The sequence below is a fragment of the Rhizobium bangladeshense genome (assembly GCF_001662075.1).
Classification (GTDB): domain Bacteria; phylum Pseudomonadota; class Alphaproteobacteria; order Rhizobiales; family Rhizobiaceae; genus Rhizobium; species Rhizobium bangladeshense_B.
The window spans coordinates 44,785-62,702 of record NZ_LYPL01000007.1 but is presented as its reverse complement, the minus strand read 5'-3'; the positions used below and the strand labels follow the sequence as shown (position 1 = coordinate 62,702).

The 17,918-nt window shown below is 61.2% G+C and carries 16 protein-coding genes; 12 read left to right on the top strand and 4 right to left on the bottom strand.

Annotated features, from left to right (window positions below; genetic code table 11):
- Positions 1 to 117 precede the first annotated feature (117 nt).
- The 8 genes from A7X77_RS15660 to lpdA are packed head-to-tail and all read left to right on the top strand — an operon-like array spanning position 118 to position 8,523.
- Complete coding sequence (locus A7X77_RS15660; RefSeq protein ID WP_064683796.1) at positions 118 to 3,102, top strand: 2-oxoglutarate dehydrogenase E1 component; 2,985 nt, start codon at positions 118 to 120, stop codon at positions 3,100 to 3,102.
- 15 nt (positions 3,103 to 3,117) lie between these two features.
- A complete protein-coding gene (locus A7X77_RS15655; RefSeq protein WP_064683795.1) occupies positions 3,118 to 3,426 on the top strand; it encodes a YciI family protein in 309 nt (102 codons plus the stop codon).
- Between the two features lie 41 nt (positions 3,427 to 3,467).
- The gene (gene odhB / locus A7X77_RS15650) at positions 3,468 to 4,730 is read left to right on the top strand and encodes a 2-oxoglutarate dehydrogenase complex dihydrolipoyllysine-residue succinyltransferase (RefSeq protein WP_064683794.1); all 1,263 of its coding nucleotides are present in this window, start codon (positions 3,468 to 3,470) and stop codon (positions 4,728 to 4,730) included.
- Positions 4,731 to 4,741: 11 nt separating this feature from the next.
- Positions 4,742 to 5,491, top strand: coding sequence for a DUF4241 domain-containing protein (locus tag A7X77_RS15645; protein ID WP_064683793.1), 750 nt, complete (start codon positions 4,742 to 4,744; stop codon positions 5,489 to 5,491).
- Positions 5,488 to 6,018 carry a hypothetical protein gene (locus A7X77_RS15640; protein WP_064683792.1) on the top strand — a complete coding sequence of 177 codons (531 nt, stop codon included), beginning with the start codon at positions 5,488 to 5,490 and terminating at the stop codon, positions 6,016 to 6,018. The genes A7X77_RS15645 and A7X77_RS15640 overlap by 4 nt, the downstream gene beginning before the upstream one ends.
- Entirely contained in the window at positions 6,015 to 6,767 is a 753-nt protein-coding gene (locus tag A7X77_RS15635; RefSeq protein ID WP_064683791.1) for an SDR family oxidoreductase, read from the top strand. Before A7X77_RS15640 ends, A7X77_RS15635 begins: the two co-directional genes overlap by 4 nt.
- A gap of 20 nt (positions 6,768 to 6,787) precedes the next feature.
- A complete protein-coding gene (locus A7X77_RS15630; RefSeq protein WP_064683790.1) occupies positions 6,788 to 7,090 on the top strand; it encodes a hypothetical protein in 303 nt (100 codons plus the stop codon).
- A 26-nt stretch (positions 7,091 to 7,116) separates the two neighbouring features.
- Positions 7,117 to 8,523, top strand: coding sequence for a dihydrolipoyl dehydrogenase (gene lpdA / locus A7X77_RS15625; RefSeq protein ID WP_064683789.1), 1,407 nt, complete (start codon positions 7,117 to 7,119; stop codon positions 8,521 to 8,523).
- A gap of 104 nt (positions 8,524 to 8,627) precedes the next feature.
- On the opposite strand, the gene A7X77_RS15620 is transcribed toward lpdA, so the two are convergent.
- The 4 genes from A7X77_RS15620 to A7X77_RS15605 are packed head-to-tail and all read right to left on the bottom strand — an operon-like array spanning position 8,628 to position 13,179.
- On the bottom strand, positions 8,628 to 9,827 hold the full coding sequence (locus A7X77_RS15620) for a mandelate racemase/muconate lactonizing enzyme family protein (protein WP_064683788.1): 1,200 nt from the start codon (positions 9,825 to 9,827) through the stop codon (positions 8,628 to 8,630).
- A gap of 17 nt (positions 9,828 to 9,844) precedes the next feature.
- Positions 9,845 to 11,206 (bottom strand): mandelate racemase/muconate lactonizing enzyme family protein, encoded by a 1,362-nt coding sequence (locus tag A7X77_RS15615; RefSeq protein ID WP_064683787.1) that lies wholly within the window; start codon positions 11,204 to 11,206, stop codon positions 9,845 to 9,847.
- 56 nt (positions 11,207 to 11,262) lie between these two features.
- A complete protein-coding gene (locus A7X77_RS15610; RefSeq protein ID WP_064683786.1) occupies positions 11,263 to 12,429 on the bottom strand; it encodes a mandelate racemase/muconate lactonizing enzyme family protein in 1,167 nt (388 codons plus the stop codon).
- Positions 12,430 to 12,468: 39 nt separating this feature from the next.
- Positions 12,469 to 13,179 carry a GntR family transcriptional regulator gene (locus tag A7X77_RS15605; RefSeq protein ID WP_064683982.1) on the bottom strand — a complete coding sequence of 237 codons (711 nt, stop codon included), beginning with the start codon at positions 13,177 to 13,179 and terminating at the stop codon, positions 12,469 to 12,471.
- 208 nt (positions 13,180 to 13,387) lie between these two features.
- Here A7X77_RS15605 and A7X77_RS15600 point away from each other — a divergent pair, with 208 nt between their 5' ends.
- The 4 genes from A7X77_RS15600 (at position 13,388) to A7X77_RS15585 (ending at position 17,894) form a co-directional block, all read left to right on the top strand.
- On the top strand, positions 13,388 to 14,866 hold the full coding sequence (locus A7X77_RS15600; protein ID WP_064683785.1) for an ABC transporter substrate-binding protein: 1,479 nt from the start codon (positions 13,388 to 13,390) through the stop codon (positions 14,864 to 14,866).
- Positions 14,867 to 14,939: 73 nt separating this feature from the next.
- The gene (locus A7X77_RS15595) at positions 14,940 to 15,899 is read left to right on the top strand and encodes a carbohydrate ABC transporter permease (protein ID WP_082928817.1); all 960 of its coding nucleotides are present in this window, start codon (positions 14,940 to 14,942) and stop codon (positions 15,897 to 15,899) included.
- Positions 15,896 to 16,786, top strand: a complete 891-nt coding sequence (locus A7X77_RS15590) for a carbohydrate ABC transporter permease (RefSeq protein ID WP_064683783.1) — start codon at positions 15,896 to 15,898, stop codon at positions 16,784 to 16,786. The genes A7X77_RS15595 and A7X77_RS15590 overlap by 4 nt, the downstream gene beginning before the upstream one ends.
- A gap of 10 nt (positions 16,787 to 16,796) precedes the next feature.
- Positions 16,797 to 17,894: an ABC transporter ATP-binding protein gene (locus A7X77_RS15585; protein ID WP_064683782.1), complete on the top strand. Its 1,098-nt coding sequence runs from the start codon at positions 16,797 to 16,799 to the stop codon at positions 17,892 to 17,894.
- Positions 17,895 to 17,918 lie beyond the last annotated feature (24 nt).

Below are 17,918 nucleotides of genomic sequence, written 5' to 3'. Positions count from 1 at the left end.
ACTGTACGAGACCAGCAGATGCGCCGCGGATAGGCGGCAATCGGAATGCGGCAGCCGGTGACGAAGCCGGCAAATTCATCAAAGTCAGGAGGCGGACGGAAGCGTCCGCATATCACCATGGCACGGCAAGAAGCCAACGAGCAGTTTCAGATCACCTCGTTTCTGGATGGCGCCAACGCGGCCTATATCGAGCAGCTCTATGCGCGCTACGAAGAGGATCCGGCATCGGTCGACGACCAGTGGCGTGCCTTCTTCAAGGCACTGGAAGACGATCCTGCCGATGTGAAGAAGGCGGCCAAGGGAGCTTCCTGGCGCAAGAAGAACTGGCCGCTGGCCGCCGGCGGCGATCTGGTGTCGGCGCTCGACGGCAATTGGGGCATCGTCGAGAAGGCGATCGAAACCAAGGTGAAGGCGAAGGCCGAAGCCGCCGGCAAGCCCGCCGATACCACCGACGTGCTGCAGGCGACCCGCGATTCGGTGCGCGCCATCATGATGATCCGCGCCTATCGCATGCGTGGCCATCTGCACGCCAAGCTCGATCCGCTCGGCATCGCCGCTACCGTCGACGACTATCGTGAGCTGTCGCCGGAAAATTACGGCTTCACATCAGCCGATTACGACCGCAAGATCTTCATCGACAATGTGCTCGGCCTGGAATACGCGACCATCCGCGAGATGATCGAGATCCTCGAGCGCACCTACTGCTCGACGCTCGGCGTCGAGTTCATGCATATCTCCAATCCGGAGGAGAAAGCCTGGATACAGGAGCGCATCGAAGGTCCCGACAAGGGCGTGGCCTTCTCCGCCGAAGGCAAGAAGGCGATCCTTGCCAAGCTCATCGAAGCCGAAGGTTACGAGCAGTTCCTCGACGTCAAGTTCAAGGGCACCAAGCGCTTCGGTCTCGATGGCGGCGAATCGCTGATCCCCGCGCTGGAACAGATCCTGAAGCGCGGCGGCCATCTCGGCCTCAAGGAAGCGGTGTTCGGCATGGCCCATCGCGGCCGTCTGAACGTGCTCTCCCAGGTGATGGGCAAGCCGCATCGCGCCATCTTCCACGAGTTCAAGGGCGGTTCCTATGCGCCCGACGAAGTCGAAGGTTCCGGCGACGTGAAGTACCATCTGGGCGCGTCCTCCGACCGCGAATTCGACGGCAACAAGGTGCACGTCTCGCTGACGGCAAATCCGTCGCATCTCGAAATCGTCGACCCTGTCGTCATGGGCAAGGCTCGCGCGAAGCAGGACATGAGCGCGACGGTATGGGAAGGCGATATCATTCCGCTGTCCGAACGCTCCAAGGTGCTGCCGCTGCTGATCCACGGCGACGCGGCGTTCGCCGGCCAGGGCGTCATTGCCGAAATTCTCGGTCTGTCGGGTCTGCGCGGCCACCGCGTCGCCGGGACCATGCACGTCATCATCAACAACCAGATCGGCTTCACCACGAACCCGGCCTTTTCGCGTTCCTCGCCCTATCCGTCGGACGTCGCCAAGATGATCGAGGCGCCGATCCTGCACGTTAATGGCGACGACCCGGAAGCCGTGGTCTACGCCGCCAAGATTGCGACCGAATTCCGCATGAAGTTCCACAAGCCGGTTGTGGTCGACATGTTCTGCTATCGCCGCTACGGCCACAATGAGGGCGATGAGCCGTCCTTCACCCAGCCGAAGATGTACAAGGTCATCCGTGGCCACAAGACGGTGCTGCAGCTTTATGCAGAGCGCCTGGTTCGCGAAGGCCTGCTCACGGATGGCGAAGTCGAAAAGATGAAGGCCGACTGGCGCGCGCATCTCGAGCAGGAGTTCGAGGCCGGCCAGAGCTACAAGCCGAACAAGGCCGACTGGCTGGACGGCGAGTGGTCGGGCCTGCGCACCGCCGACAATGCCGACGAGCAGCGTCGCGGCAAAACCGCAGTGCCGATGAAGACGCTGAAGGAGATCGGCCGCAAGCTCTCGGAGATCCCGGCAGGCTTCAACGCACACCGCACAATCCAGCGCTTCATGGAAAACCGGGCCAACATGATCGCCACCGGCGAGGGCATCGACTGGGCGATGGCAGAAGCGCTCTCCTTCGGCGCGCTCTGCCTCGAAGGCCACAAGATCCGCCTGTCCGGCCAGGATTGCGAGCGCGGCACCTTCTCGCAGCGCCACTCGGTTCTCTACGATCAGGAGACCGAGGAACGTTACATTCCGCTCGCCAATCTTTCGCCGACGCAGGCGCGCTACGAAGTCATCAACTCGATGCTTTCGGAAGAGGCGGTGCTCGGTTTCGAGTACGGCTATTCGCTTGCACGTCCGAATGCGTTGACGCTCTGGGAAGCGCAGTTCGGCGATTTCGCCAACGGCGCGCAGGTGGTCTTCGACCAGTTCATCTCGTCCGGCGAACGCAAGTGGCTGCGCATGTCGGGCCTCGTCTGCCTGTTGCCGCACGGCTATGAGGGCCAGGGTCCGGAGCACTCCTCGGCCCGCCTGGAGCGCTTCCTGCAGCTCTGCGCGGAAGACAATATGCAGGTCGCCAATGTCACGACGCCGGCGAACTACTTCCACATCCTGCGCCGGCAGCTGAAGCGCGACTTCCGCAAGCCGCTGATCCTGATGACGCCGAAGTCGCTGCTGCGCCACAAGCGTGCGGTTTCGACGCTGGCCGAACTGGCCGGCGAATCGGCTTTCCATCGCCTGCTCTGGGACGATGCGGAAGTGATCAAGGACGGCCCGATCAAGCTGCAGAAGGACAACAAGATCCGCCGCGTCGTCATGTGCTCCGGCAAGGTCTATTACGATCTTCTCGAAGAGCGTGAAAAGCGCGGTATCGACGACATCTACCTGCTGCGCGTCGAACAGCTTTATCCGTTCCCGGCAAAGGCGCTCATCAACGAGCTGTCGCGCTTCCGCAACGCCGAAATGGTGTGGTGCCAGGAAGAACCGAAAAATATGGGCGCATGGTCGTTCATCGACCCCTTCCTCGAATGGGTGCTTGCCCATATCGATGCGAAGTACCAGCGCGTCCGCTATACCGGCCGTCCGGCCGCCGCTTCGCCGGCGACCGGCCTGATGTCGAAGCATCTGTCACAGCTCGCCGCATTCCTCGAGGATGCCTTGGGCGGTTAAATCAAGGGGGGCGCGATGGCTTACTTCTTTCTGAGACTGCTGCCGCCGCGCCCCACTTTCCCGCATGACGGGACGGCGGAGGAAATGGCGGCGATGAAGCGTCATGTCGAATACTGGCATCGTCAGGCCTTTGCGGGATCGGCAATTGCCGTCGGTCCCGTGTTCGAGGGCGAAGGCGCCTTCGGCATGGCGGTCGTCGAAGTCGAGGATCGGACGGCGGCGCAGGCTCTTGCCGACGGCGACCCGATCATCACCTCCGGTTTCGGTTTCCGTTTCGATATCCTGCCGATGCCCTCGATCATCTTGCGGCCGCCCGCCGTCTGAAACGCTTAAAAACGAACACACACGAAATCAGGATCTGAACAATGGCCACAGAAATCCGCGTTCCAACTCTCGGTGAATCCGTCAGCGAGGCAACCGTCGGCACCTGGTTCAAGAAGGTCGGCGACGCCATCAAGGCCGACGAGCCGATTCTCGAGCTTGAAACCGACAAGGTGACCATCGAAGTTCCGGCACCCGTCTCCGGCACGCTTTCGGAAATCGTCGCTGCCGCCGGCGAAACCGTCGGCCTCGGCGCGCTGCTCGGCCAGATCGCCGAAGGTGCCGTCGCTGCCGCCGCGCCGGCTGCTGCCGCACCGGCCGCCGCTCCTGCCCAGCCAGCGCCGGCCGCTCCTGCTCAGCCGGCACCGGTCGCCGCTGCGGCTGCAGCGTCGTCGAGCGCTTCCGTCTCCACCATGCCGCCGGCCCCGGCGGCTGCCAAGATGCTGGCCGAAAGCAATCTCTCCGCCGACCAGATCGACGGCAGCGGCAAGCGCGGCCAGGTGCTGAAGGGTGATGTCATTGCCGCCGTCGCCAAGGGCATTTCCGCTCCCGCCGCCCCGGCGGCAGCGCCCGCCGCGGCGCGCGGCCCGTCGACGGTCGAGGACGCTTCGCGCGAAGAGCGCGTGAAGATGACGCGCCTGCGCCAGACGATCGCCAAGCGTCTCAAGGATGCGCAGAACACCGCCGCCATGCTCACCACCTATAACGAGGTGGACATGAAGGCGGTCATGGACCTGCGCAACAAGTACAAGGACATTTTCGAGAAGAAGCACGGCGTAAAGCTCGGCTTCATGGGCTTCTTCACCAAGGCGGTGACGCATGCGCTGAAGGAACTGCCGGCGGTCAATGCCGAGATCGACGGCACTGACGTCATCTACAAGAACTACTGCCATGTCGGCATGGCCGTCGGCACCGATAAGGGCCTCGTCGTTCCCGTCATCCGCGACGCCGACCAGATGTCGATCGCCGAGATCGAGAAGGACCTCGGCCGTCTTGCCAAGGCCGCCCGTGACGGCTCGCTCTCCATGGCCGACATGCAGGGCGGCACCTTCACCATCACCAATGGCGGCGTTTACGGCTCGCTGATGTCCTCGCCGATCCTCAACGCACCGCAGTCCGGCATTCTCGGCATGCACAAGATCCAGGAGCGGCCGGTTGCAATCGGCGGCCAGGTGGTCATCCGTCCGATGATGTATCTGGCGCTTTCCTACGATCACCGCATCGTCGATGGCAAGGAAGCGGTCACCTTCCTCGTGCGCGTCAAGGAAAGCCTGGAAGATCCGGAGCGCCTGGTTCTCGATCTCTAAGGAGCTTTTCCATGCGGAACCGGATCATGCGAGCGGCGCGCCTTGTTCTTTGCGCTGCTGCCGTGCATGCCCCGGCTTCTGCATTGGCGGCCGGTTGGGACGTTAGCAGGGCCAGCAGCAATTTCGAGCTGGTGACGCTCAGTGACGCCGAGCTTTCCGGACGGTCGATCGGCGTGATCCGTATGGGTAATGTCGAACTGACCTCGGGACGCATCGTCGCCGCCGATCCCCTCGCCCAGCCCGATCGGCCGGCACTCGCACGAACGGTTGCACCGGGCGACTATCCGGTGACGCTCTACCAGGCGTTCGGGCGGATCGCCGCCGCCAGCATGCGGTTTGCCGAGGGTAAGCCGGATCATTGGGAGCTTGCTGTCCTGCCCGGACAAGATCCGGCGACGCTGAAGAACGACGAGTTCTTCGGCTACCCCGTCGACGCCGGCGTCGGCTGCTACATGGATGCGCAGACGCTTGATCTGATCGACGAACGACAAGCGCAAGTGCAGGTGCAAAAGCCCGGCTCCGATATCAATTATTACGACGACGTGCTGGCTGCGGATCTCGACGCCAACAAGGGCGTCTACGCGCTGCACCGGCCGGTCGCCGGCAAGAAAGGCAATGTCGCGGTGTTCTGGAGCGGCTGGGGTGACGGCGTCTATCCGGTCTTCTGGGGACTCGACAGGGACGGTCGCGCGCTGGTGCTGCTGACGGATTTCGCTGTGATCGAGAATGCCGACGGGCGAAGGGAGCCGAAGCTGCAATGAGCGGTTGGGTCGGGACCATCGCGGGCCGGAAAGGTGTGGCGGCATTGGCGGCCGCTGCGGTTTTCGGCATTCCCGTGACCGCCTTCGGCGCCGATTGCAAGCAAGAACAAGCCGTCTATATCGATCGCGACGGTGCCTATGAATTGCGCTTCACGCCGCTGAATTCGGCGTCGGCGGCCGCCAGCAACCAGTTCAAGGTCAGTGCGCTCAAGACAACGGTGGTGATGGAAGGCTATGTCATGCCGTCGGAGGATCCGGCGCGCGCCATCGGCATCCTGATGTTCAACTGTCCTGAGGGCGATGTGACGGGCGCCGATCTCGATGCCTGCACTGTCTGGCAAGGCGCCGTCTATGGCATGGATGCCAAGGGCGAGATGGACAATCTGCAGCCGGAGGGCGCTGCGGCCGCCGAAAAGCTGATGCTCCCCGGTCTTGGTCCCGCCATTCGCGAATCCAGCGCCTGGGGCGAGGGCAAGGCTTCGGTGGCGCCTTGGGACGTGCTGACATTCAAGGAGTGTGCGACATGAGCGATACACCTGTTGTTCTCGTGACCGGCGGAAGCCGGGGCATCGGCGCGGCCGTCTGCCGCCTTGCCGCGCGTCAGGGCTGGCGTGTTGGGGTGAATTACGCCGCCAACCGCGAAGCGGCGGATGCTGTCGTTGCCGCGATCACCGAAAGCGGTGGCGAAGCGGTGGCGATCCCGGGTGATGTCGGCAATGCTGCCGATATCACCGCGATGTTTTCGGCGGTTGATCGTCAGTTCGGACGGCTCGACGGACTGGTCAACAATGCCGGCATCGTCGACTATCCGCAGCGGGTCGACGAGATGTCGGTCGAGCGTATCGAGCGCATGCTGCGCGTCAATGTGACCGGCTCGATGCTCTGCGCCGCCGAGGCCGTGCGCCGTATGTCGCGCCGATATAGTGGGCAGGGCGGGGCCATCGTCAACGTCTCCTCGATGGCGGCGGTCCTCGGTTCGGCGACGCAGTACGTCGATTATGCGGCCTCGAAAGCGGCGATCGACACCTTCACCATCGGGCTTGCGCGCGAGGTCGCGGCGGAAGGGATTCGCGTCAATGCCGTCAGGCCCGGCATCATCGAAACCGATCTCCATGCTTCCGGCGGGCTGCCGGACCGGGCGCGTGAAATGGCGCCGTCGGTCCCGATGCAGCGCGCCGGCATGCCGGGGGAGGTGGCCGATGCAATCCTCTATCTGCTTTCACCCTCGGCGTCCTATGTCACCGGATCGATCCTCAATGTGAGCGGCGGCCGTTAGAAGGACAGGGCGAAATCAACATGAGCTGCATCGTCGAATTCCTTGGCCTGATGGCCGTCTTCTCGATCTTCATCGTCGTGCCGGGCGGCGATTTCGCTATCATCCTGCGCCAGAGCATCGTGCATGGGCGCCGCGCCGCCATCATGACCGGGCTCGGCATGGCGACGGCGTTGGTCGCCTGGTTTGCCGGCGTTTCCTGTTTCTTCACGGTCAAGACGATCCGTGACCGCTTCACCGCCAGCGGCAAATGGTTCAACCGCATCACCGGAGCGGCACCCGTCGGCTTCGGCTTCCGCCTCGCGCTGTCGCGCGCAGCCGACTAATTGAAAAATCCAAAGGGAAAGAAGCAATGTCTTACGATGTGATCGTTATCGGAACCGGCCCGGGCGGCTATGTCTGTGCCGTCAAGGCCGCCCAACTCGGCCTCAAGGTCGCCGTCGTCGAAAGGCGCGCGACCTATGGCGGCACCTGCCTGAACGTCGGCTGCATCCCGTCGAAGGCTTTGCTGCATGCCTCCGAAATGTTCCATCAGGCCGGTCACGGCATGAGCGCGCTCGGCATCGACATTCCGGCGCCGACGCTCAACCTCGCCAATATGATGGCGCACAAGGATGCGACGGTGAAGTCGAATGTCGACGGCGTCGCCTTCCTCTTCAAGAAGAACAAGATCGATGCCTTCAGTGGCACCGGCAAGATCCTCTCCGCCGGCAAGGTTGCCGTCACCGCCGACGACGGCCAGATGCAGGAGATCGAAGGCAAGAACATCGTCATCGCCACCGGCTCGGATGTCGCCGGCATTCCCGGCGTGCAGGTCGAGATCGACGAGAAGACCATCATTTCCTCCACCGGCGGCATCGCGCTGGAAAAGGTCCCGGAAACGCTGATCGTCGTCGGCGGCGGCGTCATCGGCCTTGAGTTGGGCTCGGTCTGGTCGCGCCTTGGCGCCAAGGTCACAGTCGTCGAATATCTCGACACCATCCTCGGCGGCATGGACGGCGAGGTCTCCAAACAGTTCCAGCGCATGCTTGCCAAGCAGGGTATCGATTTCCATCTCGGCGCTAAGGTTACCGGCGTCGAAAAGGGCGATACGGGCGCCAAGGTCACCTTCGAGCCGGTCAAGGGCGGCGATAAGGTGACGCTCGACGCCGAGGTCGTGCTGATTGCGACGGGCCGCAAGCCTTATACGGCAGGACTCGGCCTCGAAGAGGCAGGCGTTGCGCTCGACAATCGCGGCCGTGTCGAGATCGATGGTCATTTCAAGACCAATGTCGCCGGCATCTATGCGATCGGCGATGTGGTCAAGGGGCCGATGCTGGCGCACAAGGCGGAAGACGAGGGTGTGGCGCTTGCCGAAATCCTCGCCGGGCAGCATGGCCATGTGAACTACGATGTCATTCCGAGCGTCGTCTACACGCAGCCTGAGATCGCTTCGGTCGGCAAGACCGAGGAAGAGCTGAAGGCGGCGGGTATCGCCTACAAGGTCGGCAAGTTCCCGTTCACGGCGAACGGCCGCGCCCGCGCGATGCTGGCGACTGACGGCTTCGTCAAGATCCTCGCCGACAAGGACACCGACCGCGTGCTGGGCGGCCATATCGTCGGCTTCGGCGCCGGCGAGATGATTCACGAGATCGCCGTGCTGATGGAGTTCGGCGGTTCGTCAGAAGATCTCGGCCGCAGCTGCCACGCGCATCCGACGATGTCGGAAGCGGTCAAGGAAGCTGCGCTCGCGACCTTCTTCAAGCCGATCCATATGTAATCTTGATCGTCACAAAGCAAACAGCCGCTTGCCGCGAGGCAGGCGGCTGTTTTGGTTCTATTAACTGGCCCGCGACAAGCTGGCCACGACAGGTGGAGGGAGGTTCAGTCGAAAAAGCCCGCATCCTCTTCCTTGAGATACTTCCTTGTCCCTTCGGCGTCGATGTCGAGGCCGAGCCCCGGCGCCTCCAGCAGGTCCACCATGCTGTCCTTCACGATCTGCGCCGGCAATCCGATGATCAGGTCCTCCCACCAGGGGTCGGTGGCGGTCGGATATTCGAAGGCGATGTAATTTGCCGGCAAGGTGGCGCAGACATTGATCAATGCGCCGAGGCCCAGCACGCCGTTAGCGACGCCGTGCGGCGCCATCAGGATCGAGTGCATGTGGGCGTGCTCGGCGATCCATTTGAGCTCCGCGATGCCGCCAACATCGGCTGGATCGGGGCCGATGACGCGGACGGCCTGCGTCTCGATCAGTTCCTTAAAATTGTGCCTGAGGTAGATCTGCTCACCCGTGTGGATTGGCGTCGAGGTGGAGGTTGTCAGCTCCCGGTAGGCCTGCGGATTGACCCAGGGAACGTAATCGCCCGTCAGCATGTCCTCGAGCCACATCAGATTGTACTTTTCGACCGCGCGGGCGAACCTGATTGCATCCGGCAGCATCCAGCCCGGGCCGCAGTCGAGCGCCAGGCTGACCTTGTCGCCCAGCACTTCCTTCATCGCGGCCACGCAGTCGAGCATATGATTGAAACCGCGCTCGCTGATCACGCCCTGATCCATGGCACCGTGATAGCCGGCCTTCTTCTGCGTCACGCCATAGTGAAAGCCCTCGACGGCGTCCTTCATGTTCGAGTGGAACGAGATTCCTTGCTTGATCATGAAGAAGTTCTGCGGCTGCTCCATCATCCATTTGACGTCAGCGGCGTAATCCTCCGGCCGCTCGCCCGTGCGTATCTGGCGGATCGAGCCGTTGTAGACGCGCACCTTGTCCCGCACCTTGCCGCCGAGCAGTTTATAGGCCGGCACGCCCGCGGCCTTGCCGGCAATATCCCATAGCGCATGCTCGATTGCGCTCACCGCCGCGCCATACGGCTTGAAAGAGCCGCGTTGGCGGATCTTCAGCATCACTCTTTCGACGTCGGTCGGGTCCTCGCCGACCAGCGCCTCGCGGAAATGCAACACCCAGGGCTTGAGATAGGCCTTGGTGAATTCAACTTCACCCAAGCCATAGAGGCCCTCGTCCGTGACGACGCGGACGATCGGGTGTTTGCCGATAACGGCGCAGCGCAGGTCGGTGATCTTCATCTTCGGCTCTTTTCGCCTCAGCTCCAGGTGCGATCCCAGGAGTATTCGTTGTCCCAGTGATCCGTCGGCTGCCAAATACCGGTGACACCCGGCTGCAGATGCTGCGAGATCACCTCGTCGACGACATCGTCAATCCCCAGCCCCGGCTTGTCCGGAACAGTGATGAAGCCGTCCTTCACCAGCGGCTTCGGAAGACCGGTGACAATATCGTCCCACCAGTCGACATCGGCGGAGTGGTATTCGAGTGCCATGAAATTTTCGGTCGCGGTCGCAACATGTGCGGCGGCCATTGCGGCGATCGGACTTTCTGCCATGTGAATGGCCATGGCGACACCATGGTCCTGCGCCATATCGCCAATCTTCTTGGTCTCGAGGATGCCCCCACTGGAGAGCAGGTCAGGGTGGATAACGGAGACGCCGCCGCTCTTGAGCAGAGGCTCGAAGCCCTCCTTCAGGTATATGTCCTCGCCGGTGCAGATCGGCACCGTGGTGGAGTCCTGGAGCTGTCGGTATTGCTCGGTGTACTGCCAGGGGATCACATCCTCGAGCCAGGCCGGCACATATTTCTCGATTCGCCTGGCAAGGCGGATGCCATTCTGCATCGAGATATGGCCGATATGGTCGATCGCGAGCGGAACCTGCATGCCGATGACCTCACGCACTTCGGCTATGTACTGCTCAAGCAGGTCGAGGCCCTTGTCGGAAAAATGGAGTCCGGTAAACGGGTGCGGGACGTTATGCAAATCATAGGCTGCGTTGCGGACAAGCCGCTCTTCGATGGTTTTCAACGGCCCGCGACTGGGGCGGTTACGGTATCCTTCCAATGAGCCGGCGGGAAACACGACCGCACCGGGCACATCGGCGATCTGCATCAGCCCCAAATCCATCTTGAGGAAGGTGAAGCCGAGCTCCATCCGCTGCTTGAGGCGCCTGCCGGTTTCGGTGCCGCTCGGCACGGTGGCGTCGGTATCGCAGTAAACGCGCACTTTCTCCCGAAAGCGGCCGCCGAGCATCTGGTAGACAGGGACGCCATAGGCCTTGCCGGCGAGATCCCACAACGCGATTTCGATCGCCGATACGCCGCCGCCTTGTCGGCCGTGCCCACCGAACTGCTTGATCCGGCGAAACAGTCGATCGATGTTGCAAGGGTTCTCACCCAGCAACCGGCTCTTCAGCATCAGCGCGTAGGTGGCGCTGGCACCGTCACGCACCTCGCCAAGCCCGACAATGCCCTGGTTGGTGTGAATCTTAAGCAGCACCGAGGTGAACGGCGCGTCGACAATTTCGGCTACCCGCATGTCGGTTATGCGAAGGTCGGAAGGCTTGGAATGCGTGTTGACCCGATTGAGCGCCTCGTCGGCTCCATATGCCTCTGGCATGATTTGTCCTCATTTCGGTGGGCGCGTCACCGCGCACGGGGCAGCAGAGAGCGTTGCTAGTCCAGCTGTATCTCGTGGCTTTGGAGGTAATCGCGGTTCATTTCAACGCCGAGACCGGGCCTCGGTGTAAGCTTTAGGCTGCCGTTCGAAACATCGAGCGGCCTGTCAATGAGGTGATCGTATTTGCCGAGGTTCCATTCCGACGTTTCGAGTTTGTAGAAATTGGGAACGGTCATCATCACCTGCGCTCCGGCAACTACGTTGATCGGCCCTGCGGCGTCATGCGGCGAGACCGGGATGTAATAGGCTTCACACAGGGCAGAAATCTTCTTGAGTTCGGTAATGCCGCCGGTCCAGGTGACATCAGGCATGATGTAGTCGGCGAGCCGGTTTTCGAGCACCGGCACGAAATCCCACTTCGTGTGGCCGCGCTCGCCCCACGAGATAGGGGCGCTGACCTTCTCACGAACCTGCCTGAGGGCGTTGAGGCTCTCGGGCGGACAGGGCTCCTCGAACCAGTCGATCTGACCGGCTTCCTCGAGGCTTCGACAAAGGCGAATGGCGGTCGGAACGTCGAAGCGGCCATGCGCATCGATGAGGATATCGACATCAGGGCCCGCCGTTTCGCGGATCAGGGCCGTGAGTTCGGCGGCTTCGCGTTCGTCCTTGCGGGTCATGCTGCCATCAAGGTAGCCGTCCCGCTGTTCGCGAGACTGTCCATCGGCGGTGCTGCCCTGGTAGCGGAAAGGATCGAACTTGAGCGCCGTGTGACCGGACTCGACGATGTCTCGAATTTCCCTGACCACCGCCTCCTTGCTGGTTAACTTGGCCTGGTTGGGGTGGGTGTAGAGGGCGATTTCATCGCGCACCGGTCCGCCCAACAGCTCGTAAATCGGCTTACCGAGGACTTTGCCCCGGATGTCCCAGAGGGCTATGTCGATGGCGCTGACGCATTCGACTGCGGCGCCGCGACTGCCCATGTAGGTGAAGCTGCGGAATATCTTGTGCCACAGATACTCGATGCGCGCCGGATCCTCACCCATCAAAGCGGCGCCGATCTGCCGCAGGATCGTGCAGAGGGCGCGATTGGCGAGCCTTGTCGTGGTGGTGATCTCTCCCCAGCCGCTCAGCCCCTCGTCGGTCGTCACTTCGACGAACAGAAACTCTCCCCAATAAGAAGCATCCGATCTGATGAGCCACGGCCGAACGCTGGTGATTTTCATCTCAACTGCCTTTACCTGAAATGTTCCGGGTAACGATATTCATCCTGCGCGAGCGGCGTTGCGCGCACGCATGTGTTCGAGGATGTGCCGCCCTGAGCCTTCGACATGGCGTGCGATAAGTTCGGCTGCCTCGTTCGCCCTTCCGGCTTTGACATGCGCGATAAGCTCGCGATGCTCGCTCAGGATCGCTGCACGCCGGGCAAGCGTAAAATCGAAGCGGCGGCTCACGGCTCGAAGCACTTCGCGATGCTTCCACCAAAGCTCGGCGGCATGGCGGTTGTAGTGTTTCCGGTACATGACGGTATGAAAGGCGGTGTCGAGTTCGCTATGCCTTACCGTGTCGGTGAAGTTGTTCTCTTCGATGAGGCTTTGGATGCGTTCGAGTTCAGCAATGTCTTCCACCGTAGCCATATTCACGAACCAGCGCGTCAGTGACGGCTCGATCAAAACGCCGATCTCGTAAATATCCCGAACAAAATCCTGATCGATGGGCCGGACGCGCGCTCCGCGGTTGGGAACGAAGGTGACAAAGCCCTCCCCGCGCAACAGTTGCAATGCCTCCCGCACGGGGTTGGTCGAGGTGCCGTGGCGCCGGGCGAGATCGGTAATGACGAGCCGCTCGTTGGCCGCCAGCCGCCCTTCGATGATGTCGTCTCTGATCAGTTGGTAAACAGACGCGCCCTCGCTCGAGGCGCCGGTGGCGTCGATCCCCTCGGGTGGCTGTGCCTTAAATTCGCTCGTTTCGGCCAAGACTGCCCCCGATCCATACACATATTTCTTGGATATCACGCGAAATCTTCCAAAACAATGTACGATTTCTCCAGTTGACAGACAATCTTTGACATGAAAACGTATGATTAGGTCGAAGGGATACATTAGGTGGGAGAATCCCACGGCCTGGGAGCAAGACCGTGCGCCTGGATGCAGAGCGGCTTGGGAGAAACCTGGGAGAATACCTATGACGAGTCTTTCGCTCGGCGGTGTCGTTGTACGCGGCACCGTATCCACTGCTTTGATGGTGTCGTTGATGTCCGTGTCGGCGCTCGGTGCGCCGGTCGACTTGAGCCAGTGGTCACCGCAATATGTGCGCTCCATTGCCGGCACGCAGGAGTTCGACACGGCGGCCGATTGCGGCAAGGTCACCCCCCTCGACTATAAGGGGCGGTTGACCTTCTGGTATCAGGGCGTGTTCGAGGGCGACCCCGACCTCCTGCGCCAGTATTACAAGGACTTCTTCGAGACCTTCCGCAAAACCTATCCGAACATCCAGCTTGAGGAACAAGCCCTCACCTATAACGACCTGCTGGACAAGTTCCGGACCGCACTTTTAGGCAATGCAGCGCCCATGGCGGTCCGACTGCAAATCCTCGGCGGCACCGAGTTCGCCGCAAAGGGCTATCTCGAGCCGCTCAAACCCGAAGATGTAGGCTATTCGGCCGAGGATTTCTGGCCGGGCGCCATGAAGGCTGTGACGTGGGAGGGGGAGACCTACGGCATTCCAACCAACAACGAGACGATGGCGTTCATCTGGAACGCCGACATCTTCAAGCGTGCAGGTCTCGATCCCGACAAGGCTCCGGCAACCTGGGACGACGTCGTCAAGTATTCCAAGCAGATCCACGACAAGCTCGGTATTGCCGGTTACGGCCTCGTGGCTCGCAAGAATGCCGGTAATACGCCGTATCGCTTCATGCCGCAGCTATGGGCCTATGGCGGCGGCGTCTTCGACGAAGCGACCGCCGACCCGACCTATAAGGAGGTCCAGCTCAATAGCCCGCAGAGCAAGGCGGCATTGCAAGCCTCCTACGATATGTATGTTCGCGACAAGTCGGTTCCGGTTTCGGCGCTCACCAACCAGCAGGCCGACAACCAGCCCCTCTTCCTCGCTGGCCAGCTCGGCATGATGATCTCGCACCCGTCCGACTACAACGTCATGCTCGATCTGCAGAAGAAGACGACGGGCAGCGACAAGGAAAAAGCGCAGACTGTCATCGACAACATGCGCTACGGCCTCATTCCGACTGGCCCCGATGGAAAGCGTGCCGTCGTGTTCGGCGGCTCCAACATCCACATCCTGAAGCCCGAATATGTCGAGGGCGGCAAGGTAGACGAGCCGGCTGCAAAGGCTATCATCTGCATGTGGACGAGCCCCGAATGGTCGCTGAAGATGGCCTATGCCGGCTCGAACCCGGGAAACCTGAACGGCTTCAAGACCAAGTGGATGAAGGAACGTCTGGACAGTATCAAGTTCCTTGATGTCACGACGTCGATGCTGCCCTACGGCATCCCGTTTCCGGCGCTGCCACAGTCTCCCGAGATCATGAACATCATCGTCCCTGATATGCTGCAGAATGCCCTGACCGGAGCCATGACCGTCGACCAGGCGGCGGACGATGCAGCCAAGAAGGTTAAAGACCTGATGGACGGCGGACTCTAGTCCAAGCCTGACGATCTGACCGGCTGCACCTCGATTGCAGCCGGTTTGTTCCGAAGAATAAGGGCACCGCACAGTGACGATCTTGACTGGCAAGGCCGAGGCTCGGCGAAGACTGCAACCCGATCGGTCCGGCGCGCTGCGAAAGATTTGGGAGCATCGCACTGATTACGCGTATGTGCTGCCTGCGCTCGCCGTGATGCTCATCGTCATTGCCTACCCGATCTATTACACGATCGAGCTGTCGTTCTTTAATACACCGCCCGCCTTGCAGCTCCGGGACAAGATCTTCGTCGGTTTCGACAACTACATCGCAATCCTCACAAGTCCGGTGTTCTGGACGGTCACCTCGAACACTCTCATCTGGACACTGGCATCCACATTGATCGCGTTTGTCCTGGGATTTGCCTGCGCCCTGGCGCTGCATCGTGAGTTTGTCGGCCGTGGCATCCTGCGCGCCGTTCTGATCATTCCCTGGGTCATCAGCGCGGTCGCCGCGTCCTATATCTGGAAGTGGATCTACCATTCGGACTTTGGAATAATCGGCGCGGTGCTGGTGGGCCTCGGATGGGTCGAACGGCCGCCGAATTTCATCGACAGCGTCAGCACAGTGCTGCCCTCCCTGATCGTCGTCAATATCTGGCGCGAATTTCCGTTCGCCATGATCATGATGATGGCTGGGCTGCAGACGGTTCCCGACCAGTTGCTGCGCGCCGCAAAGGTCGACGGAGCCAATGCTTGGCAGCGGTTCTGGCACGTCACCTTTCCGCACCTGAGAAACGTCTCGACGGTGACGATCCTTCTGCTGGCAGTGGCCAACTTCAATTCTTTCATCATCCCCTGGATCATGACCGGCGGCGGACCGTCGAACGCATCGCATATCTGGATCACCCACATTTATGAACTCGCCTTCGGCCGCCAGCGCTGGGGGGTGGCATCGGCTTATTCGGTGCTGCTGTTCCTGATCCTGATGGCGCTCGGCTACTTCTACGTCCGTGCGCTGACCGGCAACGAGCAGAAGGATGGGAGCAAATGAGCGCAATTGCCGAGACTACTCATCGGCGCCTGACCCATCGCCGTATCCGCATCGATGGGTGGCGGTGGGGCGGACGTATATTCCTGGTGTTCATGCTGCTTTACACCGCATTGCCGATGATCTGGATGCTGATCACCTCGATCAAGTCCGGCTTCGCGGCCATGCAATTCCCACCGCAATGGTGGCCGGACCAGCCCACCCTCGCCAGCTACCAAAAGCTGCTCGATCCGCAAAACAGTGTCGGCCAGGACTTCCTGCGCTTCTTTTGGAATAGCCTTTTCGTCTCTACTAGCACGACTATCCTATCGGTGATCGTGGCAGTTCCTGCGGCCTACGCGTTCTCGCGCTTCACCTTTCCGGGCCGGAACTTTCTGTTCTTCGCTGTCCTGCTTCGCAACATGTTCCCGGCAGTGATCTTTCTCGTGCCGCTCTTCATACTGATGCGCGCGATCGGGCTCGTGAACACGCATGGGTCGCTCGTCCTCACCTACCTCACATTCGGCCTGCCGCTGGCAATCTGGCTCCTCAAGGGCTTCTACGACAACATCCCGGTGCAGCTCGAGCAGGCCGCACGCATCGACGGGGCAACACGGTTCCAGGCCTTTCTCCTGATCGTGATGCCGCTCTCGGCGCCAGGAATCATTGCCACGGCCATCTATTCCTTCATCGGCGCGTGGAACGAGTACATCTACGCCTATACCTTCCTCTCGAAGAACGAGCAGCTGACTCTGCCGGTCGGCATCCAGCGCTTCTTCTCGGAAAACACGACGGACTTTCCGGGTCTGATGGCGGCAAGCTTCATGATGAGCGTGCCCGTCGTCGTCCTGTTCCTCGTCCTACAACGATACTTCGTACGCGCCCTCACCGAAGGCGCAGTCAAGCATTAGGGAGTTGCCGGTGGCCCACGTGGTCCTCAAAGATCTGGTCAAGACCTATGGCGCCTTCAAAGCTGTCAACGATGTTTCGCTGACGGTCAATGACGGCGAATTCGTTGCGCTCGTCGGCCCTTCAGGCTGCGGCAAGACAACCACGCTCAATCTTGTAGCGGGGCTTATTCCTATTACTTCTGGCGACATCGTCATCGGCGACCGGGTGGTCAATGACCTCGATCCCAAGGACCGAGACATCGCAATGGTGTTCCAGAACTACGCGCTCTACCCGCAGAAATCTGTCTACAAAAATCTGGCGTTTCCGCTGCAGATGCGCAAATTGCCACGCGACGAGATCGACAAGAAGGTCAGGGAAGCGGCGCGCGTGCTCGACATGACGCAGCTTCTCGAGCGCAAGCCGCGCGAACTTTCGGGCGGGCAACAGCAGCGGGTGGCGCTCGGCCGTGCGCTCGTTCGCGATCCGGCGGTATTCCTGATGGATGAACCGCTGTCCAACCTCGACGCAAAGCTGCGCGTGCAGATGCGGTCGGAGATCAAGCGTTTTCACCAGGACCTCAAGGCGACGATCATCTACGTGACGCACGACCAGCTCGAAGCGGTTACCATGGCCGACAGGATGGCGGTGATGAACGGCGGCTATTTGCAGCAATACGATTCACCGGCACAGGTCTTTGCCCATCCGGTGAACATGTTCGTCGCCAGCTTCGTCGGCAGCCCGGCGATGAGCCTTGTTCCGCTGGAGGCATCAACGGCAAGCGGCAACACCGTGTTGACCAGTGCGGAGGGCTGGCGCCTCGATCTTTCGCCGACCAACGCCCGGAAGGTCGAGAGGGCAACAACCAGGAAAGTGGTGCTCGGCGCACGTCACTCGACGATCAAGCTGCACAAGAGCGCGATGCCTGGAAGCATCCCTGCCAAGGCCTACACGGTGGAGCCGACCGGAGACGTCACCTTCGTACAGGCGTTCCTGTCCGGCGCCCTCGTCAATGTCAGCGTGCCGCCGACTATTGCCGTCGCGCCCGACGAACAGATTTGGCTCGAGTTCGATCAGGAGCGGATGCATCTGTTCGACGGCGAAACAGAAATGGCGCTGAAGGCCAACTGAGACCGAGCGCATGCGTGTGAAATG